Source organism: Pseudodesulfovibrio piezophilus C1TLV30 (assembly GCF_000341895.1).
GTDB lineage: Bacteria > Desulfobacterota > Desulfovibrionia > Desulfovibrionales > Desulfovibrionaceae > Pseudodesulfovibrio > Pseudodesulfovibrio piezophilus.
The window spans coordinates 453,824-479,834 of record NC_020409.1 but is presented as its reverse complement, the minus strand read 5'-3'; the positions used below and the strand labels follow the sequence as shown (position 1 = coordinate 479,834).

Sequence of the window (26,011 nt, the reverse complement as noted above, 5' to 3'; positions counted from 1 at the left end):
GATGACATTACAGGTTTGCAAATGAATTTTAAAATCACTGGCATACTCTTGGTACCCCTTTTGGCTTGGAGCTTGACTTCAAGCGTAGCCCTCGCAAAATCTTCGGATTCTTTTGAGGACTGGCTTAAAAAATATGAAGCATGGGACGTGTTGGAAAATGAATACGCAACTCACACGGAACCCTTATCACCTGTCAGTATCCTCCAGAGAGCAAAAACATATCTAAACCTCAAATCTCCTGAAAAAGCTTTGGACCTAATTAACACCCTCCCAACTTTAAGTGATAACGCAACTGAATTCGAACGTTTATGGACAGGTGGTCAAGCCAACCGAGCCCTGGGAAGACTTCCACAGTCTGTCCTGTGGTACAGTCAGGCAGCATCATATGTTCAAAACAAACAAGAACTCATCAAGTACTTTAAAGACGCCAAACTAGCGACAACCTGGGGAGATGTCTGGCTAAAGCTTTATTGGGCATACTTGTCAAATTACACTATCTCAAGAAGTTCTCAGGAAAAGGTACTCTCACAAATCGCTCAAATAGGCTCAGACATCTGGGGGACAGACTTTTGGAAATTAGCACAGTCCGTTGTATCAAAAAAAATCAAAAATTCTAGCTTGTTGGGAAAAACGAGTGCAAAAGAGTCAACTGTTACTTTAACAATTACACAAGAAGATAAATTAGCTATTTCACAAGCAATGGCTTTGCTTTCGCTCGAAAAAGTGAATGATTCCAAAGAAAAAATTCAAACAATCTCCAATTCTCCTCTTCGATCTTTTTGGGTTTCATTCATTGATTATGTTGCTCAGGGACAAGTTCCTAAAGGGCTCTCGACTTTTCAAGATGGTGGATTTATTAAGGCCAGCGCTTTTTGGGAAGGGAATATACTTGCTCCTTTTGTTCATAACAAAAACAATTGGTTTTTAGGAAACTCAAACTCAGCGACATGGACGCAGTTTCGAAATAAAGTTCTTGTAATGTCTCTTGAGGATGCCCAAAAAACGATTGATAATGAGCTAGGTTCCATGTTGCTTTCCACGGAAACGAGGATTCTTCTTCGCCATTTCAAGCTCGCACTTCTCTTGGCGACCGGAACCGGTCCATTAGATCCATCGTTGTTGGATGGTGTTGTCCAAAACCAACTTCCACTAACATTACAACTGGCTGACATGCGTTTGTTAAAGAAAGACTTTACTGAATCATATCCCCAAGACAGTCTGCAAAATCTTCAAACCGCTCCCCTGCTCTTTGCACTCAGTCAGGCTGCCGGAGAACTGGATCATTCAGACGAAGAAGCCCCATTTTGGATATCATCCCAGGATGAGAAGCTCGAAATTTTGGCTAATAAGATCTACCCTCTCGACAGGCTTTTGACGTTGGCCAACTGGAAAGCTCAATTCAAAAAAAAGCCAACTTCAGAATTGGCTAAAAGAGGAGCTTTCCTTTTTGAAAAAACAACCTTCGGGACTCAGTGCCTCCTCTACCTCACCCACCAGTCACTTCAAGCTAAAGACCTTCAGTTGGCTGCATTTTATCTCAACAAAATCAACCATACGGAATTGCCAACATCACAACGTATTGACTGGTTAAATGCCAAGGCAACTTTGGAGTTTGATTCTGGAAGAAATGAAGCTGCACTCGAAACATTCAATCAGATGGATAAGCTCAATGCTCCCCTTCCCGCAATGATTCGATTAAGAGTTGCCCTCCTCTATCAGCAACAGCGTGATTTTTCTTCCGCTAAAAAACAATTATTGGTCATCCAGACTGAAAATAAGGATCTGTCAACTGAACTCAAAGCTGAAATCCTTTTTTGGCTTGGTGAAGGAGAACAAGCTGTCAAACATACGGAATCTGCTTTAAAATACTATCTCACACTAGCATGGAAGTATCCTCAAGAAAATATATGGGCTCTTACTGCTATGTATCGAGCTTCTTTGATCTATGAAAAAAGAGGAAACTACCCAACAGCAAAAAGGCTATTGACCACTGTTGTTAAAAATGCAGGTAGAAAATCGCAAAGGGAGGCAGCTAAAGCTCGCATAGATGCTATTAATAATAAGATGGGGCCCCCCAATAAGACTCAGGATTTTCAGTTCCCATTTTAAGAGCACACCCACCGGCTATAAGCCGGTGGGTGTGCTCTGGAGTTATATCTGACCTTTTATCTCAAAAAACATAGGGGCGGACTGATTACTTTCTATCATTCAAAACAACTCCATATAGGCTGTAAGCGTCTTCAGCTTCTTTTTTGCCAACACGGCTTCAAGAATCTCCATAAAATCAGCAACTCACACTCTTGGTATGTCAGTTTGTCACGAGCAAAGCGATCTGCGAACAAGAGTTCCTTGAGAAAGAGATCAATGATTGGTGAAAATTCCTGATACGGAGATTTAATGACCGAGATTTTACCCCTGATAAGTCGGCACGTACACGAGCTTCATAAGAAGTGGGTCCACATTGTTCGATCACTGAGCGGCGTTTTTAAGGTGGACAGTTTAACGTAACTACGCCGCTAGTCGGGGCCACCCCCTCTGGGGTAGGGGGCGCGCTTGTGATATATCTCCATCGACTTGCATCCGCCAAAGGTTGTATGAGGACGCCGATTATTGTAGAAGTTGAACCACCAGGCCAGAGCACTTTGTAGCTCACTTCCTGTTTTCAATTCCCGCCAATAAACACATTCATATTTCAACGACTTCCAGAGGCGTTCGATCATGACCTTGTCCATCCAACGCCCTCGGCCTTCCCTTGAGATGCGGAGCCCTGCATCCCTCAGAGTCTTCGTGAACTCGTAGCTGGTAAAACAGACTCCACTGATCCGTGTTAAATATCTCAGGAACGCCATAACGGTTAATCGCATCCTCCAAGACTGCAACACAAAAATCAGCATCCATTGTGTTCGACAAACGCCACGACAATACTGCGCGGCTATGCCAATCCATGGTTGCTACGAGATACAAAAAGCGTCGTTTCATTGAAATGTACATGATGTCGGCGCACCAAACCTGATTGGGCTTCGTAATCGCCCGATGACGCAACAAATCCAGATAAGTCTTGTGCTGCGGATGTGGCTGGCTTGTCCTTGGCTTTTGGTAAATCACCATTAAGCCCATCTTGCGCATGAGTCTTCTCAGGCGACCACGGCCAACCCAATGCCCTTCATCTCGCAAGATGTTGAGCATCTTCCGAGTCCCAAAGTACGGCAGTTCAATGAACAACTCATCAATACGTTTCATCAAAGCCAAGTTGTACGGAGATTCGCCGATCGGCTGATAGTAATACATTGAGCGTTGCAGCCTAAGAATTCTGCATTGCCGTCGGACGCTGAGCATTGGATGCTGGCTCTTTTGGGCCTTGCCGGAAAATCCGGCAACGATCTGTTCTTTTGCTTGCATCTTCTACTGGGAGATCTGATTGGTGTGGACACCATACTTGCTGGCCAGTTCGGAAAGAGTATGTTCTCCGGACAATGCATCCAGGGCAACTCGGGCTTTGAATTCAGCAGTAAATCTTCTTCTCTTTTTGGACATCGAAAAGCCTCCTTTGGCTTCTATATGTCCACCTTAAGCTGTGGTCCAGTTTCTTAGACCCACTTCTCTGGCATCTGGACCGTCCTTCGCTCGGAGCAGGATGACGGTTTAGCCATCATTGTGCCACATTTGTGGGTGGTGGGCACACATACATTTTCGACAAAAAAATTGAATGTGAAAATGTAAAAAAGAGGAAGGGTTGCAGCTTGTTAGCTGCAACCCTTTTGATTACGTGGTGCCGAGGGGGGGATTCGAACCCCCACGGAATTTCTTCCACTGCCCCCTCAAGACAGCGTGTCTACCAATTCCACCACCTCGGCACGATATGCTTATGAGCTATTCGCTCTTAGCGTCGTTACCTGTGTCCTTGAAAGATACGGCGGGCTTTTGCTGCTCAGCCGGAACAATCGGTTGGACGACACCCTCACCCTGGAGCATTATAGAATCCTGTTCAGAGACTTTATTGCCAGTAAGGACGTTGTAGGTCAGAGAGGTAATCAGGAAAACTGTAGCCAAACCTGCTGTTACCTTGACGAGAAGTCCTCCTGCACCGGAGCTACCAAACATGGTGGAGCTACCGCCGCCGAAGATCACTCCCATTCCCTCGTGACCGGACTGAAGCATTACCGCGCCAATCAGAAAGATGCAAGCTAAAATATGTATGACAATCACTAAAGTTTCCACAATCTTATCCTTCTACTAACTCGTTTAATTTGACTCGCACCGCTTGGCTAAAACGATCTCGGAAAAGCTTTCGCCGTGCAAGCTCGCGCCTCCTACCAATACTCCGTCGACGTTGTCAAGCGCTATAATCTTACCACAATTACTTGATTTCACACTTCCACCATACAAAACCCTAATTTTATTACCATTATTCCCAAAAATTGAAATCAGAGTTTTTCTAATAAAAGTATGAGCAGCTACGATTTCTGCTTCCCCTGCAACTTTTCCAGTGCCAATTGCCCAAACAGGTTCATAGGCAATACTAATGTTTTCAGGTGAAATTTTTCTTGAAATTTTTTCTAGCCCAAGATCAAGTTGACGCTTTAAAACCACTTCTATTTGATTTTTTTCTCGCTCATCATCAGTCTCACCAACACATAAGATTATTTTTAACCCACTTTGTACCCCATACGCAGTTTTTCTACCTATAAGAGTATCGCTCTCCCCCATGATATGGCGACGTTCAGAATGTCCGGTTAAACCATAAGCCGCTCCAGCATCAGTAAGCATTCTTGGAGAAATTTCGCCAGTAAAGGCACCTTCTTCTTCGCAGTAAAAGTTTTGCCCTCCTGTTGAAAAGCCCTTGATACTCTTAAATTGTTTTGAGACACCTCGTAGCGAAGTAAAGGGAGGCAGAACCAAAAGCTCTCTGTCCTCAGGGAGTACAGCCCCGGCCATTTCGACAATTTCCCGAGCGGTAGTCTGAGCTTCATCCCACGTCTTAAACATTTTCCAATTTGCAGCCATCAATTTTTTCATTGAGTTACACACTCCTTTAGAGTCTTGAATGCAGGCAATTCTTTTCCCTCGAGGAATTGAAGAAATGAGCCGCCACCAGTGGAAATGAAACTAAACTTCTCTGCAAGGTCCAGAAGATGCACGACAGCATCCGTGTCCCCTCCCCCGACAATACTCACGGCATCCTTTACTTCAGCAATAGCTTGACAAATTGCAAGGGAACCTTCTGCGAAGGCCGGTGTTTCAAAAAGCCCCATAGGTCCGTTCCAGACAATAGTTTTTGATTGAGCAAGAAGTGCCACAAAATTTATAATCGTTTGGGGGCCAATATCAAGAACAAGTGCATCTTCAGGAACTGATTCGATAGAACAGATTCCATCAGACTCCACTGCTTCATGGGAATATGCAAATTTGAAATCAATAGGTAAATGGAGTCGAGTTCCGAGTTTTTCGGCTTTCAACATCAAAGCTTGAGCATCTTCAACCAAATTTGCTTCGACAAGAGATTTACCAACAGCATATCCCTGCGCCAGAAGAAAAGTATTGGCCATGGCTCCACCAATAATGATATCATCAACGTTGCCTAAAAGATTATTCAAAATTCCAAGTTTTGTAGAGACCTTTGCCCCACCTGACACACAAACATACGGTCGACGAGGCTCTCGTAAGGCATCTCCCAGGTATTCAAGTTCTCGTTTGATAAGAAAACCAGCACAACATTCTTTCGCATACCGTGGAATATCAACAACAGAAGCATTCTCCCTGTGTGCGACTCCGAATGCGTCATTCACATAAACATCTGCCATACTGGCTAAAACCTTCCCAAAATCACCACGATCTTCTGCCTTTTCCCCGATCTCTTCAGGATTAAACCGCAAATTTTCCAGCATTAATGCTTGCCCAGGTTTTAATGCTGCCGCCATTTTTTGTGAAATATCTCCAATCGTATCCGGCGATAAAAGAACATTGATCCCCAAAAGTTCGCCAGTTCTCTCGGCAACTGAAGCCAGAGACAACTCTGGCACAACCTTGCCCCCCGGCTTACCAAGGTGAGCACATAAAATGATGGCAGCTCCTTGATCCAAGGCATATTTCAATGTTGGTATGGCAGCTCTAATACGATTATCATCTGTTATAGTTCCAGCATCTTGCGGAACATTAAAATCAACCCGAAATAGCAGTTTTTTCCCTTTAATATCGATCTGATCTATAAATAACATGGTCTTTCCTTTCATAAAATCTCTGAAGTAAAGTCATACATGAACAACAAAGCATCTTCTTTTGTATCCGGATAGTAATTTAGGCGGACCCCAGTCTGCCTATAGCCAAACTTACGATATAATCCAATTGCTTGAAAATTTGACCTTTTGACATCTAAATAACTTTTCTTGATCGCTTGCTTACGACATATTTTAAAAGCTTCAGTCAACAATAGCGTTGCAAGCCCTTTTTTCCTGTGCGCAGGATGGACCGCAAGATTAAGAATCTCCATCTCATCTTCAATAAGAGAGAAAGCGATATAACTGACCAGAGTACCTGCGGCCCATGTTCCAAGGATAGTAAAAATACCTCGGTCAAGCCCCAAAAGGAACTGCTCACGTGTCCAATGGTAAGCAAAACAGATGCTTTCAAGCTCAACCACCTCATCTAAATCCACCGCAGTGAGCCTGACTACAGTCTGGTCCATTATATGGCCCTCATGGTTTTCTCTATACTAGTAATGTATGAGGGGAAAGTGTACACACACATTATTCTCGTTAATCATGTCAAAAAAAAGGGAAGAAGGGAAAGTGCCGGAAAAAGTATTACTCGACCAATATGCATCCAGCCACGTTGTTGAAGTCGTTGATGATAACAACTCCCCTTTTGCAGTACTCCCCAAGGATCTTGTTCACAGACAACTTCTCAAGCATCGTTCTGTACAAGTACTTGTTTTTAATCCCCAAAAAAAAATCTACCTACAAAAAAGAAATAAAAGAAAACGTTTTTTTCCAGGCAGATGGGATGTTTCAGCTCGTACACACCCTTTGGTGGGAGAATCTTCTCTTGATGCTGTTTTTCGAGTGCTTGAGACCAAGTTGCACCTTGAGGTGGACTCTCCTCAATTCACACAATCACTTGCAGCATGTCCTGAAACAGGGTTTGAAAATGTTACAATTTTCTCCGTTTACAAGAATATACAACCAATATCTCCCAATGTTGAAGAGGTTTCGGAAGGATATTACTTCTCCAGAGAGGAATTAACCTGTCTGATCAAAGAATTTCGAGAACTCTTAACTCCAAACCTCGTTACATTATGGGAAACAGGTTTTCTCTTCAATCATTAGCTCCTGAAGACTGAAAGCAAAAAACTTCTTACGCCAGCCTCTCCTAAGAGCGTCTTTGGATAAAAAACTCAACACTTCTATTGAAAGTCTTTTCCTCATCACTTGTAAAGTAACAAGCTGGAATTTCCCCTCGTTGACGATGGTAGTGAAGACATTCGCAACACAAACCATGCTTGTCGCACGAGTGTGTACATGTGCAGTATTGTTCATTAATCTTTGATCGTGGACATTGATCTTTTTTCTTCATAACACCTTCTCCACCAACGCTATAACAACAGCCATAAGTACCATAAGGACTTTAGACAAACTCATATTTTGTGTCAACGATTCTAGTCTATTATTGTCACAACCGACGTACTTCCAGGCAGTTTTTAAAGACAATAAAATGAAATTCTTTCAACGCCTGACACAGCGAAGATATTGTCAAATCCGTTGAATTTTTGATAAGATAGGTATATATATTCTTAATTGTAGTAATTTTATTCACAGAGTATCTTTACCATTAGCAGATCACGGATAAATATCCATGTGGAAGAAAGCATTCAGCAAAGCACCTGCTTATAAAAAATATGTCAGGAAAAACTCCAAGGAACCAAAGTTGCAGACTTTGGAAGATCTCAAGGAGTTCCTTGATTACAGTCACATAAAACATTGTCTCCTGAAACCTTATTTCATAAATGAAAACTACCCTCTTGTTGAAGCAAGGGAACTGCTCCCATCCTTTGAGGTCGATCTTTATGAATATAAAGCACTTCCTGGGATGAGCCTGGTCGCCTTTGAGCGTCAACTGAATTCCTTTCAAGAAGTCTTTCAATATGATGCACTTCATGCTCTTTCCGATTGGAATGATATGCAAGGAAAAGACTCATGTCTCATTGAAGATAACTTAATAGCTACTAATCTTCGGACGTATCAAAGCCGCCTTCCTAAAAGACACCATCAAGAATTTATCAAGAAGTTTGATGATACAGATATCACGACAATGAAGAATTATGGAGGACTCCTTCGATTCCTTTTAGAACTCGAACGAGCTCATGTTCTTGCTCATGATTCCACCGGGGAATTTACTCTACAAGGAATATATGCTTCTCTTCCCTCAAACTTGGACAGTGAATTGAAACAGTTTGGGTTAAAAATTGGCAAGTTCCGTCCGGGTGATAACCTTATGTATGAATGCAATAGGCTCTTCGTCTATCAATTCATGATGGAACTTCACGGTTTCCCAATTGTTTCTGAAAGACGCACCTCCTCTGCCATGTTTGCCATACGCCTATTACGCTCTGGCGAGCGCTTTATAGTGCGTGTTCTTGGACAAAGTGATCGAACTATAACAACGATGATGTCTCCACCTGCAACAACCCCAAAACATTTAAAAAAATATCCCCGAGTAGAAAAAACCGCCCTTGTCCAAGTCAATGAAAATCAAAAAGACACGATATCCATGCTTGAAGAAAGAGGTTTCTTTGTTGATGTAAAGAAGCGGATTGTCATTCTTCGCGTTATATATCAACAGCATGAATATAGCCCTAAAAATGTAAGAGAAGAACGAGCCTTGTCTGTTTTGAGGCAAGAAGTCATTCACCCTGTGACAGGTGAGGTGATTGACAATCTCAATATCATTCAAAATGTTCACAATATGATTTTACGTCTTAATGATATTGTTCAAGGTGAATATCGGATTAAAGTAAACTACAAGCGTAATGAGTTAATCAATAATACGGATACTCATGAGAAAAGACTTAAAGTTCTCTATGTATGGCTATCAAAACACATGCACCGTATCATCGACTACTCAGATGAATATTATTCACAGGTAGTACGAGTGCTTGATGGCTACCTCCTCGCCCCAGATAACTATGATGTTTTCAATGAACACTATGCACTACATCAGGAAGTATGGTCTCGATACAGCCAAATACAACAAGCCAGAAAAGTACGTATTCTTGAGGATTTGCGGTATCGAAAATACAAAGGAGAAACAGTCTCCTACAAACAAATGCTCGAACTGATGAATGAAATTCTGGGTGAACTCAAATTTGAGATTGTCAACTATTTTGACAAACTAGTCGTCAAGGTTCTAATCATTGGCGGCGATGTGATATCCGACCCGTATCTGAGACGAAAATATGTTGAGGTCTCTGAAACTCAACTTTCGCCTTATGGTAAAAAGATCAAAATACTCTACGGTCAGTTCATGAGACTTCTGGATGAATTCCGTTCAATCAGAAAATCTCGAGCCTCTGGCTCAACTGGCCCTGGATTTTTCTAAAACACGTTTATGGAGGAATGAATGGAATCTTTAGCAAAGACTCCCCTTACCGATTGGCATAGAGAAAATGGAGCCAAAATGGCACCTTTCGCTGGCTTCGATATGCCTGTCCAATACAAGGGAATAATGATTGAGCACAAACATACTCGAACCCAAACTGGTATTTTCGATATCAGTCATATGGGTGAATTTGCTCTGACTGGAAAAGGCGCAATGAAGGCTTTAAACAAAGTCGTCAGCCATGATCTCGAGACATTGGCACCAAATAAGTGCAGATATGGCTTCCTTCTCAATGAACGAGGCGGAATACATGATGACTTGATTATTTATTGTCTAGCAGAAGACGAGTACATGTTAGTTGTTAATGGTGCTTGCAGAGAAAAAGACTTCAATCACATTCAATCTCATCTTCCTGATTCCCTCTTTTTGGCCGACATCAGTGAACAAACGGCAAAAATAGATGTTCAAGGCCCGCAAAGTTTAGACGTCCTCAACACCCTTCTGGGATCACAATGGAATCAACTTAAGTACTTCTGTTTTGCCAATGATGACAGTCAGGGATTTCCTATGATCGTCAGCAGAACCGGCTATACTGGAGAGTTGGGATACGAGCTCTACCTCCCTTCCGAAGCAGCCCTTGGAATATGGGAAAAACTTATCAAGGACGAGAGAGTCCAACCCATCGGACTCGGAGCGCGTGATACACTTCGTCTTGAAATAGGGTACCCACTCTATGGTCAGGATCTGGATGAGAATCATACTCCTCATGAAGCAGGGGCAGGTTTTTTTCTCAAAAAAGAATCTGATTATATTGGCAAATCAGGATTGACCCAAAAGAATGAAGCATTAATAGCTTTATCTATTGATGGGCGACGCACTGCACGCCATAATGATCCTGTTTTTCTTCCCTCAGGTGAAAAAACAGGCATTATCACGAGCGGCTCTTTTGCCCCTAGTCTGGGGCATTGTATTGCCTTGGCATATGTCAAAGCAGAAGATGCACAGCAGGATGAATTCATCATCAAAACAAGTCGTACTGAATTGAACGCCAAAAAAAGTTCACTTCCATTTTATACTCAAGGAACTGCGCGGATCAAGATTGATTAAAAACGGATTAACTTTTCCTGATACTTAAACATCTTATTCCAGCAAAAGAGAAAGCCCAGCAGAATCTGCTGGGCTTTCTCTTTTGCTTTGAACAAAAACTACTTCGGCTTTAGAAACAGCAATTCCTTTTCAAGTTTATTTTTCTCTTGAGCAAGAATGCCTTTATCGAGTTTTCTATCGGTTACAGGCATTGGTTCCCCAATATAAATGGGACAACGGGAAAAAGGAAGAGGAAGGAGGAAGTGATCCCACGACTGGCTAAAAACTTTTCTGGTAACAGGGTATGCACGCACAGGTACTATTTGAGCTTTTGCTCTTTGTGCCATGAAAATCACTCCATCTTTGGATTTATGACGAGGGCCTCGAGGTCCATCAACTGTTACGACAGCCATTTTATTTTCTTTTTCCATAATTCTTTTAGCCTGAAGAAGCGCTTTAACCCCGCCACGAGAACTTGAGCCACGTACGGTCACAAAACCAAGCGTCTTGAAAATCCTTGCGATAAATTCTCCATCTTTACTTTGACTGATCAAAGGAAAAACGTCCTTGGCAATACCCAATGAAAAAGCAACAATGGGAAACAGTTCTCCATGCCACAAAGCAATAACATATGATTTCCCGGTCTTGTTTTGTGCGATAAGAGAATCCAAATCTCCATGAACCTCAAAACGGAGTGTTTTTGCCCAGAGTTTAAATAAGAAGGCAACAAGAGGAGAAAAGGTCGTTGGATTAATAGGTATTTTCATAGTTTTTTTTGTCCTTCACCTCTTAATAGCTAGAGATATTTGAGAGAGCAAGTTTTGATAGATTATTGAGAGAGCATTATGATGCTTATTTATTCATCAACCTTATCTATTTGACCTCTTTTAGATAGATATGATTCACTAATAGACTAAGGAGGACGTAAATGTCTCAAATACTAATAGAATGCCAGGGGCTCCCCTGCCCTCAACCTGTTTTGAAATGCAAACAGGCAATCGAAGAACAAGCTCCAGTTTCCATTTCAATTAAAGTCGACAATAAAGCGGCTCAAGAAAATGTTTCACGCTTTCTTTCAACCAAGGGGTATGACACAGACGTGGAAATTGTTGGCGATGAGTATGTTATCACCGGCCTAAAAAAAACTGAGGAAGCATGTTTAGCATGCGAAGAGATGAGCAACGCGGAACTTGCGGAGATTGACCAGCAAAAAATTCTAGTCTTTATCGCCTCTGATGTGATGGGTACTGGAGATGATGAGTTGGGCAAGAAGCTCATATATAACTTTATCCTGACACTTAAAGAGATGGGAAAGGATTTATGGCGGGTCGTCATGGTGAATGGCGGAGTGAAACTTGCTGTTGCTACAAGCCCTTGTATGGAAGAACTGTCGAAGCTGGAAGAAGCTGGAGTATCTGTCCTTGTGTGCGGTACATGTCTTGAACATTTTAATCTCACAGAAAAAAAAGGAGTTGGTACTGTCACCAACATGCTTGATATTGTGACAAGTTTCCAACTTGCTTCCAAGACCATTCGCGTCTAGAACGATGATCACTCGCAACGAGTTGAGTCGATCAACTCGTTGCGTATGTTCTCCTCAACCTTTTGGCATGAGCTTAAGAGCGACCATGGAAAAAAAAGTAAAAATACGTCTCAATAAATTTATCGCTCAATCCGGTGTGACCTCTCGAAGGGGGGCGGATGAACTTGTTTTCAACGGAACAATCACTGTCAATGGAATTGTCGCCGATTCGCCTGGAATCAAAGTTGATCCAGCATCTGATACGGTCATATTTAATGGGCAGCCTCTTCGTCTCCCTTCTCAGGGGCAAGCCCTCACAATTATGCTGCATAAACCGATAGAGACTGTGACCACTGTCAATGATCCACAAAACAGGCAGACAGTACTCGACCTACTTCCTCGTGAAATACAAGCCTTACGGCCTTTTCCTGTCGGGCGCCTTGATTACTATTCCGAAGGCTTGTTGCTCCTAACAACAGATGGAGATCTCTGCTACCGCCTAACGCATCCGAAATACCACCTTCCAAAAATCTATACGGTAACAGTCAGGGGGAGGATTCCTGAGAAAATGCTTCACACCATGCGTTCTGGAATGACTTTGAAAAATGGCGAGCAACTCGCTCCTGTGCATGTTGTTTGTCAGAAACCTGTCGCGGGCACGCAGACAATGGAGTTAAGTCTTATCCAAGGAATAAATCGCCAAATCAGACGTATGTGTGATGAATTTGAACTCACGATTTTGCGATTGCACAGAATCAAACAAGGCCCTATTGAACTAGGAAAATTAAAAAGAGGACAATGGCGAGAATTGTCCTCAAGTGAAATGCTTGCGCTTAAAAAAGCCGTAAAGATGAATTAAAATCCTTGGGTATTATCTTCTATTGTTGTTCCTTCTGGCGGGAAAAAAGAAAACATTGATGTGGGGAAATCAATGTTCAGTTTAATATCATTCAACTGCACTTCATTTCCATTTCCATAAAAATCAACAATCATAACTTTGCGCAATATCCCAGTATCCGGCTCAACTCCAATATAAGCCATCACAAGTCCGGGTTCTGCTTCTTTAGGGATGAGTTGCAGGACAATGCACCCTTTCCCCCATCGAGTCTTCACAGCTTCTGATCCCTGCCAATCAGTTTTGACGATGAAATCGTCATTAAGCCGCGCCTGTCCGGAAATAAAACGAAGAATTGTTTTTGAATTAAAAAGTGTTGCCACATCATACTTCAATGCGAGTTCTTCATCTGCAATATAGTCCCATGCGAACTCAGGACCAACGACCAGTAGCTCTTTTTCCGGTTCCAAGGTTTCCCACCGCACTTGTGATGGTTGTTTAAACCATATTTGGCCTTTCCGTTTATCGACTTCACCACTAGCAACATTCGTTAATTCTTGTGTAAACTCAGCTTGGAATGTCTTTATTTTTTCATAGCGCTTCTGAATACGTTCAGCGAATTGATTTGCAGAATCCTGCTCTGCTCCCCATGCGTTGCAAACAAAAAAACAATTAATCAAAACAAAAACAACGATCCAATATTTTCTCAACATTCAACAATCTCCACTTATTCCGCGCCAATCACTTTGCGAGGCTTGCTGCCTTCCTGTGGTCCCAGGATGCCATCCATCTCCATTTGCTCAATATATCTTGCTGCCCTGTTAAATCCAATTCTAAAACGACGTTGCAGAAGTGAAATTGAAGCTTTTCCCTGGCCAAGTACAAATTCTACAGCCTCATCATATACAGGGTCATCAGATTGCCCCACACCGCCAGTCCCGCCAGGACCGCTTGTTTCTTTTTTCCAATCAGCAAAATCAAGCTGAAAATCCTGAGGTACATTCTCTTTCCAGAATTTTACAACTTGTGCAATTTCTGTTTCATCAACGTAGGCTCCATGCATACGCTTCAGTTTCCCCCCGCTGGGTTTAAAAAGCATATCTCCCTTCCCTAGCAGACGTTCGGAACCAACCGCATCCAGAATAGTTCGTGAGTCAAACTTCGAAGTTACGAAAAAAGAAATACGAGTGGGAAAGTTTGCTTTAATCAAACCAGTGACAACGTCGACACTTGGGCGTTGTGTGGCAAGGATCAAATGGATTCCGGCTGCCCGTGCCAATTGGGCCAATCGGACAATGCACTGCTCGACATCTTTTGCTGCTGTCATCATCAAATCAGCCAATTCATCTATGATGATGACCAAATATGGCATTGGCTTCATATGTTCAAATTCTTCCGGGAGAGTTCCGCCAAATGAATCCAGTTTCTTGTTGTACCCCTCAATATTGCGAACTCCCAATTGAGCCATTTTCTGATATCGACAATCCATTTCAAAAACAGCCCACTCCAGTGCACTTTTCGCAAGGTTCATCTCAGTCACAACAGGATGTACCAGATGTGGAAGTTCTGCATATGGAGCAAGTTCGATACGCTTAGGATCGACGAGAAGCAGTTTCACTTTGTCTGGACCGGCTTTATACAACAAGCTCAATAAAAAACCATTTATTCCTACAGATTTACCTGCTCCAGTGGCACCAGCAACAAGTAAGTGAGGCATTTTCGCCAAATCAGCAGTTCGGACAGCTCCGTGAATATCTTTGCCTAATGCCAATGTCAGGGGAGATTCACTTTTGGTGAACTCACGAGACTCGAGGACTTCTCGAAGATAGACAATTTCACGATCAATATTGGGAATTTCAATTCCCACACTATCTTTTCCAGGAATAGGCGCTTCGATACGCACAGATTCGGCCTTGAGAGCAAGAGCAATGTCATCTGTTAAATTTTCGATTTTACTGACTTTAACACCCGGTGCTGGCTTAAACTCAAACATCGTCACAACCGGCCCAGGGACAACCTGTTGGATTTCACCCTGAACATTAAAATCATTAAGGCATTCCTTGAGTCTGTCAGCAAGAGGTTGCAAGACTTCAGGAGTTTGCGTGGTACGCTGCTCTGGTGGAGAAGAAAGAAGATCGGTACTTGGCAGGTCTCCACCCCCCGTAGCTCTCACAGACGATGATGGTATCTTTTTCTTTGATGAACCATTTTTTTTAGATTTTTTCTTCGAAGAATTTATTTGATCCAAATCCACGAATTCCAAATCTAAGTCAGCTTCAAGATTTTTTCCCTTTTGAAGATTCTTTTTTTCCCCACTCTGTTGAGCTGTTCGGCGCTCTCTTCTCTGTTGCCGACGATCTTGAGCCCCTTTGTTATATCGATTCCACCAAAGGCACAGAAGCTCCCAGAGAGATTCCCATGTAAAGCCTATAACTGCCTGGAGTGATATAACAGTAATAAAAGTCCATAAAAGGAAAGCTCCTAAAGGCCGTAAATAGGGCAGTGTAAATCGTGAAAGAATCTCACTTCCCAAAAAGCCTCCCCCCATTAATCCATAAGCATCTGCAGGGACTGTGTAGATCCAAGGATGAGAAGCCCATGCTTCAAATGAAATAAAAAGACCTAGCGCACCGATCCAGTGAATTGCAGACATTCGTATTCGTGAGACAAAACGAGAAAGTCCAATGTACAAAAAATAGAATGGCCATGCCAGTGCACCCAATCCGAATATTTCAACGAGAAACCCTGCACAATAGGCTCCAGCAAGTCCAACAACATTCTGAACTTTCCCCCCGATGCTCACAGCTTGGTTGAAACTGGGGTCTTTGGAATGGAAAGACAAGACACTCAAAAACAAAAAAGCAGAAAGAAAAAGAAAGAATAAACCAATAAACTCCCTCCTTCGCCCCTTACCTTTTAATTGAGCAGATGTAGTACGTTGAGCCATATATTCCTCGCTTCCGAAAAAAAGGTCCTGGACAGAGAGCTGCCCACGACCTTTTTACGCAAATTTCACAGAGTGTTGCAAATTCAGTCTATTCGCGACCAAGATACTCGCTACTTCTGGTATCCACTTTAATAACGTCGCCCTCGTTAATAAAAAGTGGTACCTGAACAACAAGGCCAGTTTCCATCGTAGCAGGTTTGGTTGCGTTGCTGACACGATCTCCCTGCACTCCCGGGTCAGTTTGCGTAACTGTCAGGTTGACATTAGCTGGCAAATCCACGCCAATAAGCTCCCCATTATACAGAAGGACCTTGACTGTATCACCTTCTTTGATGAAGCCACCTGTTTCACCAACCGCTTCTCCTGGCACATTCATCTGTTCATAACTCTCAAGATCCATGAATACAAAGTCAGTACCATCTTTATATATGAACTGCTGTTCGACAACTGCCATATCTGGCTTTTTGACCTTTTCACCTGAACGGAAAGTCTTATCCAGCATTTGTCCGGTTTTCAATTGACGAAGCTTGGTTCTGATCATAGCTCCGCCCTTGCCCGGCTTAAAGTGCTGGAATTCGACAATCTCAAAGGGTTTACTGTCTATTTCAATTTTCAGGCCTGTCCTGAAATCCTTGGTTGAAATCATATTTTCTCCGAATTCATTTTTTACGGCTAGGCCGATAGGGGGTTGTTGGTACCGAGAAGATGCTCATGGAGCGCCAAAGTGGCAAGGGCATACCCCAGAATGCCAAAACCGGCAATAACACCATGGCACTGCCCACCCATTATTGACTGCTGGCGTAAAGGTTGATCCATTCGCGCCCATATATTGCTGATGTGAACCTCAATGCAGGGAATCTCAATCCAGGCCAGGCAATCGGCAAGAGCCAGACTGGTATGGGTATAAGCACCTGCATTAAACACTATACCATCTACTCCATTTTTCCAGGCTTTTTCAAGCCTATCGATCAAGGCCCCTTCGCAGTTGGATTGATAAAATTCCAATTCAATATCAAGAGCCCTGTCTCCCATAACCTGATCAAGGAGGGACGGCATGTCTTCCATTGTTTGGGAACCATATATTTCAGGCTGCCTTTTGCCAATATATCCCAAGTTAGGACCATTCAACATTAATATTTTAAGCTTATTCATGATACCCTCAGATCTAGAGAAAAAGGCTGACGGAAAAGAGTACGCACAGCTTGACTCAGTGGCTCAAAAAGAGAACATTGTCGTTCCACAAACATCAACAGCAAAACGGTACCTCTTTATGAACCGAACCATTGAGTTAGTCAAAACAATATACGAAATCAAGCAGCTTGAGGACTTCCCGGAAGTTCAGATAGCTTTGGCTGGGCGTTCTAATGTCGGAAAGTCGTCTCTTGTTAATAAACTGGCTGGGCGTAAAAAATTAGCAAAAATTAGCTCTAAGCCAGGGAAAACCCGGAGTCTCAATTATTATCGGGTCGATCCTGACGGGTTCTACCTTGTTGATTTACCCGGATACGGATATGCTAAATGTTCAAAAACGGAACGTGCTAAATGGGCAAATCTCATAGAAGCGTACATGAAAAACAACCATCAACTTCGAGCGGTTGCAGTACTTCTTGATTCTCGCTTAGAGCCTCAGAAACTGGATATTGAATTAACATCCTATCTCAAAAGTATAGGAATCCCAGTAATTCCAATCTTGACCAAATCAGATAAGCCCAAACAACGGGAAAGAGCTAAGCTCCAAAATCAGTGGAAGGATATTCTCCAGCAGGAAAAGGCACCACTGTGCTTTTCAAGCAAAACAGGCATGGGAGAGGACAAATTATGGGAGCTTTTTGCAGAGTATGCAACGCCTTAAACTAAGCCTTTGAAGGAAGCCTACCCACAACCCATCCACGAAATGAAGACTGAAAGCCTGGCAAGGCAACCCATGCAAGCCTGAGAGAGGCCCCACCTCCCATAACAATATTCCCCATCCACGCTGCGAGAAGAGGGGTCAATACCCCTTTCTCTCCCGCTGTCGCGCCTACGACATGAATTCCATATTGTATAAAAATCAGAATTAAAGAGATCCCTATATTTGCATAAATATTCTCTGAAAAAGTAACCAAAGCAAGGGCAAGAAGCGCCATGGTTGCAATGGAAAAAGCATATGCCCATTTTCCATGCCACGCTGTTTTCAGGATCTCTACATTTGAACCGGATTCCTCTAATTTTGTAATTGCTTTTGACAATTCAAATAAAGGAAGTTGCGCCTTATTTCCTTTGAGTTCCACTGCTGCATACGCCTTAAGATTCTGACGCACAGACAAAAACTGTGAAAGTCGATGAACTGACACAAATGTTCTCGTATCGAGTTCATGAACATCAAGCAATCCCCAACCGTTATCATCAATAAGGGCTTTCTTGGCTTGCAGGATACGGATAAGCTCCTGATTATCCGTGGCAAATTCATATACAGTAACTCCAACGGCCCTATTCTTTCCAGGATACGCCTCTTGAGCAAGAACGATAAATGGACCATCTCGAAACCAGAGATCTTTAATCGTCAGTTCATCTAGATGCTTGTTATGAACATCTTCTTTCCAAATACGATTGGCTTCCACTTCGCCAAAAACCCCAAGAAATTGAGAGAAGACAAGCTGTCCACAACTCCACACGACAGCATATATCAAGAAAAATCGAATAAACCATGCAAAGGAAACTCCACCGGCCCGCAAGGCAAGCATTTCTCTGCTTTTGTTGAGTATGCCTAATTGGATCACCATAGACAGAAGAAAAATAGCTGGAAGCAATTGCGAAACAATCAGAGGTATTTTGACAAAGAAATAGAACAGTATTGTTTCAGCACCTAATCCCGCGCGAATAAAATCATCAAGACGATCAAAGACATCTGAAAGCAAATAAATACACGTTCCAGCAGAGAGGCAGATCATCATAAGATAGAGGTTCTGCCTAATAAGATAGCGGGGTAAGACTCCTATTCCCAAAGCCCTCATGTACTTAGGCCCCCCTTACTTTTCATATGCGTAATCCAGTCAACAACGGGGAGAGTTCGCTCTTCATTCGCATATTTAATACCCAATAAGGCGATTAATACATAAAGAATGTTGGGCAGCCAAAGGCCATAAATCGGCGGAATTGAGCCGGATTCCCCCATACTTACCCCTATAGAAAACATTGAATAATACACCAAAAAAAGTCCCATAGCCATTACAAGCCCATATTGTTGCTTTAGTCCTCGAAAAACATACGCTATCGGGATAGCAAATAGCCCCAAAATGAGACATCCCAAGGGAAGAGTTAACCTTTTGAAATACTCAGTATCAACCTTCCTATAAAAACGAGGGGATGCGGATGGAGCCGAGGAAGGCATTCTTCTAATCTCACTCAGGCGTTCGAATGTCATATCTTTCGCTTTTTGTTCAGTAAAATTAAAACCTCCAAGAAGTTTCCCAAGATCTAATTTGACTGAATAAGTTCCGAATTTGAGTATATTTAATTCGTCTCCATCTTGACGGAAAATTTTACCTTTGTTGAATATGACTTTCACTTCAGCTGTCTCCGGCGTTGAGACTATTCTCGCCTCGGGAGCAGTAACAATGACTGAAGTCCCTTTAATTGATTCATCCCTGACAAAAGCAAACTTCAACTCCCCTTTCTCATTATCAACCTGATGCGCATAGAAAGTAATACCTGGGAATTCCTTATTGAAGACACCCGGTTGCAACGCGAATTTTGAATGAGTTTTTGCGAAATCATAAAGTTTTACTTTAAACATATCCATGCCCCAGGCAAGTCCCCAGAAAGATATGGCAAACGTAAAAAGTGTACATAGAGTACAAAATAAGATTGGTGCTGGAAGCATTTTATAAAGACTGACCCCATTAGCCTTGAGTGCAGTCAATTCATTATCTGTACTCATTCTGAGAAATGTCAAAAACACACTCAGCATCGTTGCGATCGGAGTTATCAATAGGAGGAAAAAAGGCATAAGAAAAAAGAACAACTGTAAAATATTGAAAAAACCAATATTCTGAGACAGAAAAAGACTTCTCAGTTGGAGCATCCGCCCAATCAGTATTAAGCCAAGCAAGCAGGAAACAGTGAGACCAAAAAGACGCAGTAGCTCGAAAAAGATTTGTTTATGAAGTAATTTCACAGTTAAACTAAACCTTGTTCTTCCCTATAAAACCGTTGAAGAAAATCCACATCTTTAGGACTCAGATTAAACCGCACGGCAGCTTTCTCTAATAAATAGTGCGAATAAAGAATGTCATTGACTTGAATTTGCTCACTAATCCAGGCGACCGCTTTGCGTGTCAATTCATTTTGGGTAATTATTGTTGCCATACTTCCTCTACTTTTAATTGATTCAGTCAGGAAATACATCACCTTTCAAGGGCTTGCAAGAGACGGTTTCTTGAGATAGCCCTCTTTATTCTACCCTCTTTTACTCCACTCTGACGAGGACTTTATGCCGCCATTATATATTGCAATCATTTTGGGGATTATCGAAGGAATGACTGAATTCCTTCCAGTTTCAAGCACAGGTCACCTGATTATCGCTGGCCATGTTCTTGGGTTCGTAGGGGCTAAGGCTGAAACATTTGATATAGTTATCCAACTCGGCGCAATTCTAGCTGTGGTCGTTGTGTACTGGGATAGATTTTGGGGATTGCTTACACCCAAGCAGAATATAAAATTCTCTGGGAAATACGGTATATATCTTCTTTTCCTGACATCTATCCCAGCCTCCTTGCTTGGCCTTCTTACACATAAATACATAAAACTGTATCTTTTCAGTCCTACCACTGTCGCATGGGCTCTTGGGGCTGGAGCTGTCATGATTATTGTCGTGGAATCGGTGCCTAAGAGAGAGCGCATTTCTTCAGTAGATGAAATATCACCGTGGTTAGCTTTTGGAATTGGCTGCTTTCAATGTTTAGCCCTGTGGCCAGGTTTTTCGCGTTCTGCTGCAACAATCATGGGTGGAATGCTTCTTGGTGTAAAACGCTCTGTAGCTGCGGAATATTCCTTTCTAGCAGCAGTCCCGATTATGTTTGCTGCGACCGGCTATGATTTTTTAAAAAATTACCAACTTTTTAACTCAAATGATCTTTTTTTCCTCTCAGTAGGTTTTAGCGTATCCTTCCTTTCAGCCTGGTGTGCCATTAAGGGATTTATTTATCTTCTTGGCAAACTCTCTCTACGTCCATTTGCTATATATCGTCTGATGTTAGTTCCAATAATTTTGCTATTTTTGTGATTAATTCCATAAATTTAAATTTTTTCAATTTTCCTCTTGCCAAGCAGTCTCAGGCGGTCTATACACTTCTCCGCTTCGGCGAAATAAAACAAGTGGCGAGGTAGCTCAGTTGGTTAGAGCATGCGGCTCATATCCGCAGAGTCGGAGGTTCAAGTCCTCTCCTCGCTACCAGCAAATTAAGGGTCTTCATAATTTAAAGGTTATGAAGACCTTTTCTTTTAACAACAACTCTCTTTGCTTTAACTTCATCTCATTTTGCCTTTTCCGATAACCGTGAGGTTAGCCATACAATATAAACTCAAAAAATGGTTGCCAAATGAAGTACCAGCCATATATAGGTTCTACCGGATTGTTCTTTGAAAGGGGGCGCACTGGTTTCGACGGGGATAGTTGAAGCCGAGGTTGCAGGTCGAGGTTGGTCGATGGCCTCGTAAAAATCGACCAAAAGATAATTGCAAACGACAATTACGAATACGCAATGGCTGCTTAATTGCAGAGTTGCACCTGACAACATAGCTTGTCACGATTCTTCTGCCGACGCCTTATGAGCAGAAAGAATCGTCAAAATATAAGGCTAGTGATTTGGGTGGGTTTCTTCGGCCAAATCATGAAATAATAGGAGGACTAGCTCAGAGGCCGCTTGGTTCGTGGCAATCCTCTGAGTGAAACTTGAAATCGAGCCTAAACCTGTAGAAGCCTTGTGTTGATCGTTCTCGGACGCGGGTTCAATTCCCGCCGCCTCCACCAAACCTGATAAATAAACCGCCTCTAAGGCGGTTTTTTTATTTTTGCTAACATTTATAAAAAAGACAAAACTCCAATTCTCCCTTTCTAATAACATTCCAATTTTAAAAACTATATTATCAATATCCTCAGAGAGCATTCATGATGAGTATATGAAAAGAATCTCTCTCATTGCTCTTAAACATCTCTTAAGGTACTGTTTTAGTATTGTTCATTATACCCATGAATTGATGGAACTGATATGGATATAAAAGCTTTCATACATGGTGGATTAAGCCTTATTGGTCTCTTCCTCATCTTAATCTCAATAGGATGTGGAGACTCCTCACCGATAATAATAGGTTTTTCAGGCCAATTGACGGGAAAGATGTCCGATTTAGGTGTACATGGAAGGAACGGAGCAATTCTGGCGATTGAAAAAATTAATGCCAACGGAGGTATTAACGGACGTTCCCTTAAATTGATCTCGGCTGATGATCAAAATACAGCAGAAGGTGCCATTGAAGCCGATAAAGAACTCATTGAAGCCGGAGCAATAGCCATTATTGGGCACATGACCAGCACGCAGACTATAGCTGTAATGCCTCTGATCAGCGAAAAAGGAATCATTCTAGTCTCTCCAACAACATCAACTCCAAAATTGACAGGGAAGACTGATCGTTTTTTCCGAACAATGGTTGAAAATCCAATTCAAAGTAAAGAACTCGCAACTTATTCAAGGTTCGCTCTGGATGTTGATACTGTTTTAACAATTTCAGAGTCTGATAACCAAAGTTACAGCTATTCATTCAGAGATGGGTTTGTCCGTGAATTTGAAAAAGCAGGAGGACAAATTCTTGACAATAGAACATATTCAACAAGTAGTCCCATAGACTGGAATCCAATCATAGACACACTTATCGCTCTCAAGCCTGATGCGATACTCCTAACATGCCCTGCTCAAGATGCAGTATCTTTTGTTCAACGCGTGCGGAATGCTGGCATAAAAACACAAATTATCTCTGGAGCATGGGCGTATACTGAAAAACTTCTAAAGTGGGGGGGGCAGTATACAGAAGGTATGGTTTTCGTGATTGATTTTGCCGCTGATAATCCAAATCCCGAATATATTAAATTCCGTGAATTTTACAAGAACCGTTTTGGCTATCCCCCTAACTTTGCGTCTGCATTTAGCTATGAAGCGATCTTGACTCTCGCTGCCGGACTCAGAAAGACCGGAGGAGATCTGAAAGGTTTGGAAAAGGCTCTCGCTCCAAGTCATCTCATTAATGGTGTCATTGGACCGTTTAAACTCAACGAATTCGGTGATGTTGAGCGCCAAACTTTTATTGTCACCATAAGAAACGGAGAATTCAGGACCATAGAGATGAGATAAATTGTAAAATAAATTACTTCTAATTCAGACGGATGATATAATGGCAGCACTCTCTTTGCGACATCTTGTTCAACGCAATCTAACAAACTGGATGCTCATACCAAGTATTTGTCTCATACTTTCTTTAGGCGCCTATGCCGCGTATGAAAAAAGTCACGATTTTGAGATTAAAAATACTATCCTTACTCAATCTTTAAGCAAACACATTACCGCACACCTCAATGATGCCAAGGTGGCATTGGCTTCTCTTTCGACAAGCATTACTCGTTATGACCCCTTTTGGTTTCACTGGGTACTCAGTAATTTTCTTCAAGCCTATCCACATTTTGAACGTTTGGTTTACCTGGACGCAAAAGGAAAGATCCTCGCTACCTCACCACAGGCCAGCGAACTCATTTCCATGGAAAATTTTATCGATAAAGTCTCACTAAAACCAACTATCATTTCCGAGCCCACCCCCTCTCCAGCTACTCAGAATCTCGTCGTTTACGTTGGTATTCAATTACAAAATGGAAACATACTCATTGGAGAGCTAAGCCTCTCTTCCCTTCAAAAGCATCTCGAAAATCTATTACCTGAAGGAGAAGGCAGCCTCATTCTTTGCGACCATTATGGTAATCTTATTTCTCACCCAGACTTCAAAAGGGTTATCATTCAAGATAATATAGGTAATCTCAGTATTCTCAAAGATTTTGAATCCGGCTCACATTTGACTTCTATCTATCAAGACGATGATACATATTATTTAGGAACTGTGTCTCAAATCAATCAAACCAGCTGGCTCCTTTTGATATCAAAGCCAATTCAAGAAGTCTTCCTCCCTATCTTGTCTCCTTTGCTCGCTCTTCTTACGATTATCCTGTGCCTCTTCTTTATGTTTGCGCACTACCTTCGATATAGATTGCGCGAGAGCATTATCAAGCCATTAGCACACTTTACAGAATCTATTGAACTGACAGCTCAGGGGCAGTATCGCAAACCGAACTTTGAACAAGACAGCTTTTCAGAACTTGCCATCATTGAACAGGAATTTGATGAAATGGTGAAGCAGGTCAATTTGAGAGAACAGGAAATCAAAGAAAATGAAGAGCGATTTAGACAGTTGGTAGAAAATATCCATGAAGCCTATTGGATCAATGACATTGCTGACAATCGTATTGTCTACGTCAGCCCATCCTATGAAATTATTTGGGGTAGACCAAGAGAATCTCTCTACGATGACCCTGAATCATTCTTCCTAGCTATTGATGTAGAAGATAGACTTAAAGTTATTGAAGCATTCAATTCATTGCGCTCGGAAGGCAGGATCCTTGATGAAGAATTCAGGATTCTTTTACCGGATGGGAAAACACGTTGGATCAGGGCACAATCTTTTCCTGTTTATGATGATGAGGGAGTACGAGTCAGAATTGTTGGAGTGGCAGAAGATATAACAGAACGTAAAGCTATTCAGACTGCACTGGTTTCCGCTAAAATGGATGCAGAAACAGCCAGTCAAGCAAAGACGGAATTCCTTACAAACATGAGTCATGAATTACGTACTCCACTCAATGGTATCTTAGGTATGCTTCAGCTCTCCAGAAGGACTTCTCTCAACAAAGAACAGGCTGATTACATTGAAACAGCTATCAGTTCCAGCAAGGTACTTCTCAATGTAATTAATGACATATTAAATATTGCTCAAATTGAGGCTGGAAGACTTGCATTGCATCCCCAACTCTTCTCTATCCATGATGTCATGGAAACGATATTTAAATTCTTCAAGCACTCATCGGAATCGAAGAAAATCAGCTTATCAATGAAAGTAGAATCAGATGTTCCAGAGTACCTTATAGGGGACGAGATACGTATCAGACAGATACTCTTCAATCTTGTTGGTAACTCCGTTAAATTTACAGATGAGGGAAGTATTCATATTCATGCTCAAGTTCTCCCTATACAACGCACTCAAGGCATGATTGATGTGCTCTTCATGATTTCCGATAGTGGTATTGGCATTCCTTCAGAAAAAATTGCCTATGTTTTTGAATCTTTTACACAAGTGGATGGTACTTATACACGTCGCTATCAAGGCACCGGATTGGGCTTGGGCATTGTAAGAAGTCTTGTCGACTATATGAATGGTTCGATTACCGTTGACAGTGAATCAGGAGAAGGGACAACTATGTACGTCAGTCTTCAGCTTGCCCTTCCCAGTCATGACCAAAAGACACAAGTTGAAGAAGAGGAAGAAGAGATTGCGACAACCCGAAAATTATCCATTCTTGTTGTCGAAGATGACAGGGTCAACCAGATAGCCATAAGCAGAATGCTCGAAAAAATTGGACATCAAGCAACTTGCGTCGGAGATGGGAAAAAAGCATTAGCAACACTTGTTCAAGCGCAATTTGACTGCATTTTTATGGATATTCAAATGCCCATAATGGATGGGATAGAAGCAACGAAAATGATTAGAAATGACAAGAAACTTGCTGACGTCTCAACCATTCCCATAGTTGCTTTAACTGCCCACGCAATGCCAGAGGATAGAGAAAATTTTTTACGAGTGGGAATGAACGACTATATATCCAAACCAGTTTCTTTCGAACAACTCGCGGCAGCTCTTAAACGCTTAACAACACACCATATTGATATTCAGTAAGAATACC

Annotated in this window: 23 protein-coding genes, 2 tRNA genes, 1 other RNA gene and 1 pseudogene; 12 read left to right on the top strand and 15 right to left on the bottom strand. The window is 42.1% G+C overall.

The annotated features are described in order from the left end of the window. Nucleotides 1–21 precede the first annotated feature (21 nt). Nucleotides 22–2,109: a tetratricopeptide repeat protein gene (locus BN4_RS02360; RefSeq protein ID WP_015413744.1), complete on the top strand. Its 2,088-nt coding sequence runs from the start codon at nucleotides 22–24 to the stop codon at nucleotides 2,107–2,109. A gap of 407 nt (nucleotides 2,110–2,516) precedes the next feature. Here the strand turns inward: BN4_RS02360 and BN4_RS02355 are convergent. From BN4_RS02355 to rimI, 6 genes and pseudogenes are all read right to left on the bottom strand, one after another. Beyond that, nucleotides 2,517–3,534, bottom strand: a pseudogene (locus BN4_RS02355) (IS3 family transposase). Between the two features lie 233 nt (nucleotides 3,535–3,767). Further along, nucleotides 3,768–3,854: transfer RNA gene (locus BN4_RS02345), tRNA-Leu, on the bottom strand. A 16-nt stretch (nucleotides 3,855–3,870) separates the two neighbouring features. Beyond that, nucleotides 3,871–4,218, bottom strand: a complete 348-nt coding sequence (secG, locus tag BN4_RS02340) for a preprotein translocase subunit SecG (RefSeq protein WP_015413742.1) — start codon at nucleotides 4,216–4,218, stop codon at nucleotides 3,871–3,873. Between the two features lie 24 nt (nucleotides 4,219–4,242). Next, a complete protein-coding gene (tpiA, locus tag BN4_RS02335; RefSeq protein WP_015413741.1) occupies nucleotides 4,243–5,016 on the bottom strand; it encodes a triose-phosphate isomerase in 774 nt (257 codons plus the stop codon). Next, nucleotides 5,013–6,230 (bottom strand): phosphoglycerate kinase, encoded by a 1,218-nt coding sequence (locus tag BN4_RS02330; protein ID WP_015413740.1) that lies wholly within the window; start codon nucleotides 6,228–6,230, stop codon nucleotides 5,013–5,015. The genes tpiA and BN4_RS02330 overlap by 4 nt, the downstream gene beginning before the upstream one ends. Next, nucleotides 6,227–6,682: a ribosomal protein S18-alanine N-acetyltransferase gene (gene rimI, locus BN4_RS02325; protein ID WP_015413739.1), complete on the bottom strand. Its 456-nt coding sequence runs from the start codon at nucleotides 6,680–6,682 to the stop codon at nucleotides 6,227–6,229. Before rimI ends, BN4_RS02330 begins: the two co-directional genes overlap by 4 nt. Before the next feature lie 103 nt (nucleotides 6,683–6,785). Here rimI and BN4_RS02320 point away from each other — a divergent pair, with 103 nt between their 5' ends. Next, nucleotides 6,786–7,322 carry an NUDIX hydrolase gene (locus BN4_RS02320; protein ID WP_015413738.1) on the top strand — a complete coding sequence of 179 codons (537 nt, stop codon included), beginning with the start codon at nucleotides 6,786–6,788 and terminating at the stop codon, nucleotides 7,320–7,322. 43 nt (nucleotides 7,323–7,365) lie between these two features. Here BN4_RS02320 and BN4_RS18030 read toward each other — a convergent pair whose 3' ends face one another. Continuing rightward, complete coding sequence (locus tag BN4_RS18030) at nucleotides 7,366–7,569, bottom strand: DUF6485 family protein (RefSeq protein WP_083863061.1); 204 nt, start codon at nucleotides 7,567–7,569, stop codon at nucleotides 7,366–7,368. Between the two features lie 279 nt (nucleotides 7,570–7,848). Here BN4_RS18030 and BN4_RS02315 point away from each other — a divergent pair, with 279 nt between their 5' ends. Both BN4_RS02315 and gcvT read left to right on the top strand, forming a co-directional pair. Then, entirely contained in the window at nucleotides 7,849–9,591 is a 1,743-nt protein-coding gene (locus BN4_RS02315) for a hypothetical protein (protein ID WP_015413737.1), read from the top strand. Nucleotides 9,592–9,612: 21 nt separating this feature from the next. Continuing rightward, nucleotides 9,613–10,698 carry a glycine cleavage system aminomethyltransferase GcvT gene (gene gcvT, locus BN4_RS02310; RefSeq protein ID WP_015413736.1) on the top strand — a complete coding sequence of 362 codons (1,086 nt, stop codon included), beginning with the start codon at nucleotides 9,613–9,615 and terminating at the stop codon, nucleotides 10,696–10,698. Nucleotides 10,699–10,796: 98 nt separating this feature from the next. Here the strand turns inward: gcvT and BN4_RS02305 are convergent, their stop codons facing one another. Beyond that, nucleotides 10,797–11,444: a lysophospholipid acyltransferase family protein gene (locus BN4_RS02305; RefSeq protein WP_015413735.1), complete on the bottom strand. Its 648-nt coding sequence runs from the start codon at nucleotides 11,442–11,444 to the stop codon at nucleotides 10,797–10,799. Nucleotides 11,445–11,605: 161 nt separating this feature from the next. On the opposite strand from BN4_RS02305, the gene yedF reads away from it, so the two are divergent. Next, a complete protein-coding gene (gene yedF, locus BN4_RS02300) occupies nucleotides 11,606–12,220 on the top strand; it encodes a sulfurtransferase-like selenium metabolism protein YedF (protein WP_015413734.1) in 615 nt (204 codons plus the stop codon). Nucleotides 12,221–12,305: 85 nt separating this feature from the next. After that, nucleotides 12,306–13,058 (top strand): pseudouridine synthase, encoded by a 753-nt coding sequence (locus tag BN4_RS02295; RefSeq protein ID WP_015413733.1) that lies wholly within the window; start codon nucleotides 12,306–12,308, stop codon nucleotides 13,056–13,058. On the opposite strand, the gene BN4_RS02290 is transcribed toward BN4_RS02295, so the two are convergent. From BN4_RS02290 to BN4_RS02275, 4 genes are all read right to left on the bottom strand, one after another. Continuing rightward, the gene (locus tag BN4_RS02290) at nucleotides 13,055–13,747 is read right to left on the bottom strand and encodes a LolA family protein (protein WP_015413732.1); all 693 of its coding nucleotides are present in this window, start codon (nucleotides 13,745–13,747) and stop codon (nucleotides 13,055–13,057) included. The two genes, BN4_RS02295 and BN4_RS02290, sit on opposite strands and share 4 nt — an antisense overlap. A 14-nt stretch (nucleotides 13,748–13,761) precedes the next feature. Further along, a complete protein-coding gene (locus BN4_RS02285) occupies nucleotides 13,762–15,981 on the bottom strand; it encodes a DNA translocase FtsK (protein WP_015413731.1) in 2,220 nt (739 codons plus the stop codon). A gap of 88 nt (nucleotides 15,982–16,069) precedes the next feature. Further along, a complete protein-coding gene (gene efp, locus BN4_RS02280; protein WP_015413730.1) occupies nucleotides 16,070–16,627 on the bottom strand; it encodes an elongation factor P in 558 nt (185 codons plus the stop codon). 26 nt (nucleotides 16,628–16,653) lie between these two features. Further along, nucleotides 16,654–17,133: a type II 3-dehydroquinate dehydratase gene (locus tag BN4_RS02275; protein WP_015413729.1), complete on the bottom strand. Its 480-nt coding sequence runs from the start codon at nucleotides 17,131–17,133 to the stop codon at nucleotides 16,654–16,656. A gap of 118 nt (nucleotides 17,134–17,251) precedes the next feature. On the opposite strand from BN4_RS02275, the gene yihA reads away from it, so the two are divergent. Beyond that, complete coding sequence (gene yihA / locus BN4_RS02270; protein WP_015413728.1) at nucleotides 17,252–17,833, top strand: ribosome biogenesis GTP-binding protein YihA/YsxC; 582 nt, start codon at nucleotides 17,252–17,254, stop codon at nucleotides 17,831–17,833. 1 nt (nucleotide 17,834) lies between these two features. Here the strand turns inward: yihA and BN4_RS02265 are convergent, their stop codons facing one another. From BN4_RS02265 to BN4_RS02255, 3 genes are read right to left on the bottom strand one after another with little or no spacing between them, the layout of a single operon-like run. After that, nucleotides 17,835–18,974 carry an LptF/LptG family permease gene (locus BN4_RS02265; protein WP_015413727.1) on the bottom strand — a complete coding sequence of 380 codons (1,140 nt, stop codon included), beginning with the start codon at nucleotides 18,972–18,974 and terminating at the stop codon, nucleotides 17,835–17,837. Beyond that, the gene (lptF, locus tag BN4_RS02260; RefSeq protein ID WP_015413726.1) at nucleotides 18,971–20,137 is read right to left on the bottom strand and encodes an LPS export ABC transporter permease LptF; all 1,167 of its coding nucleotides are present in this window, start codon (nucleotides 20,135–20,137) and stop codon (nucleotides 18,971–18,973) included. Before lptF ends, BN4_RS02265 begins: the two co-directional genes overlap by 4 nt. Before the next feature lie 2 nt (nucleotides 20,138–20,139). After that, the gene (locus BN4_RS02255) at nucleotides 20,140–20,328 is read right to left on the bottom strand and encodes a hypothetical protein (RefSeq protein WP_015413725.1); all 189 of its coding nucleotides are present in this window, start codon (nucleotides 20,326–20,328) and stop codon (nucleotides 20,140–20,142) included. Nucleotides 20,329–20,452: 124 nt separating this feature from the next. On the opposite strand from BN4_RS02255, the gene BN4_RS02250 reads away from it, so the two are divergent. The 5 genes from BN4_RS02250 to BN4_RS02230 all read left to right on the top strand — a co-directional run bounded on the left by BN4_RS02250 (nucleotide 20,453) and on the right by BN4_RS02230 (nucleotide 26,004). After that, nucleotides 20,453–21,244, top strand: a complete 792-nt coding sequence (locus tag BN4_RS02250; protein WP_015413724.1) for an undecaprenyl-diphosphate phosphatase — start codon at nucleotides 20,453–20,455, stop codon at nucleotides 21,242–21,244. Nucleotides 21,245–21,338: 94 nt separating this feature from the next. Next, nucleotides 21,339–21,415, top strand: a tRNA-Met gene (locus BN4_RS02245). Nucleotides 21,416–21,606: 191 nt separating this feature from the next. Further along, nucleotides 21,607–21,991, top strand: a transfer-messenger RNA (tmRNA) gene (gene ssrA / locus BN4_RS16925). Nucleotides 21,992–22,229: 238 nt separating this feature from the next. Then, nucleotides 22,230–23,363 (top strand): ABC transporter substrate-binding protein, encoded by a 1,134-nt coding sequence (locus BN4_RS02235; RefSeq protein WP_015413722.1) that lies wholly within the window; start codon nucleotides 22,230–22,232, stop codon nucleotides 23,361–23,363. Between the two features lie 40 nt (nucleotides 23,364–23,403). Further along, a complete protein-coding gene (locus tag BN4_RS02230) occupies nucleotides 23,404–26,004 on the top strand; it encodes a response regulator (protein WP_015413721.1) in 2,601 nt (866 codons plus the stop codon). Nucleotides 26,005–26,011 lie beyond the last annotated feature (7 nt).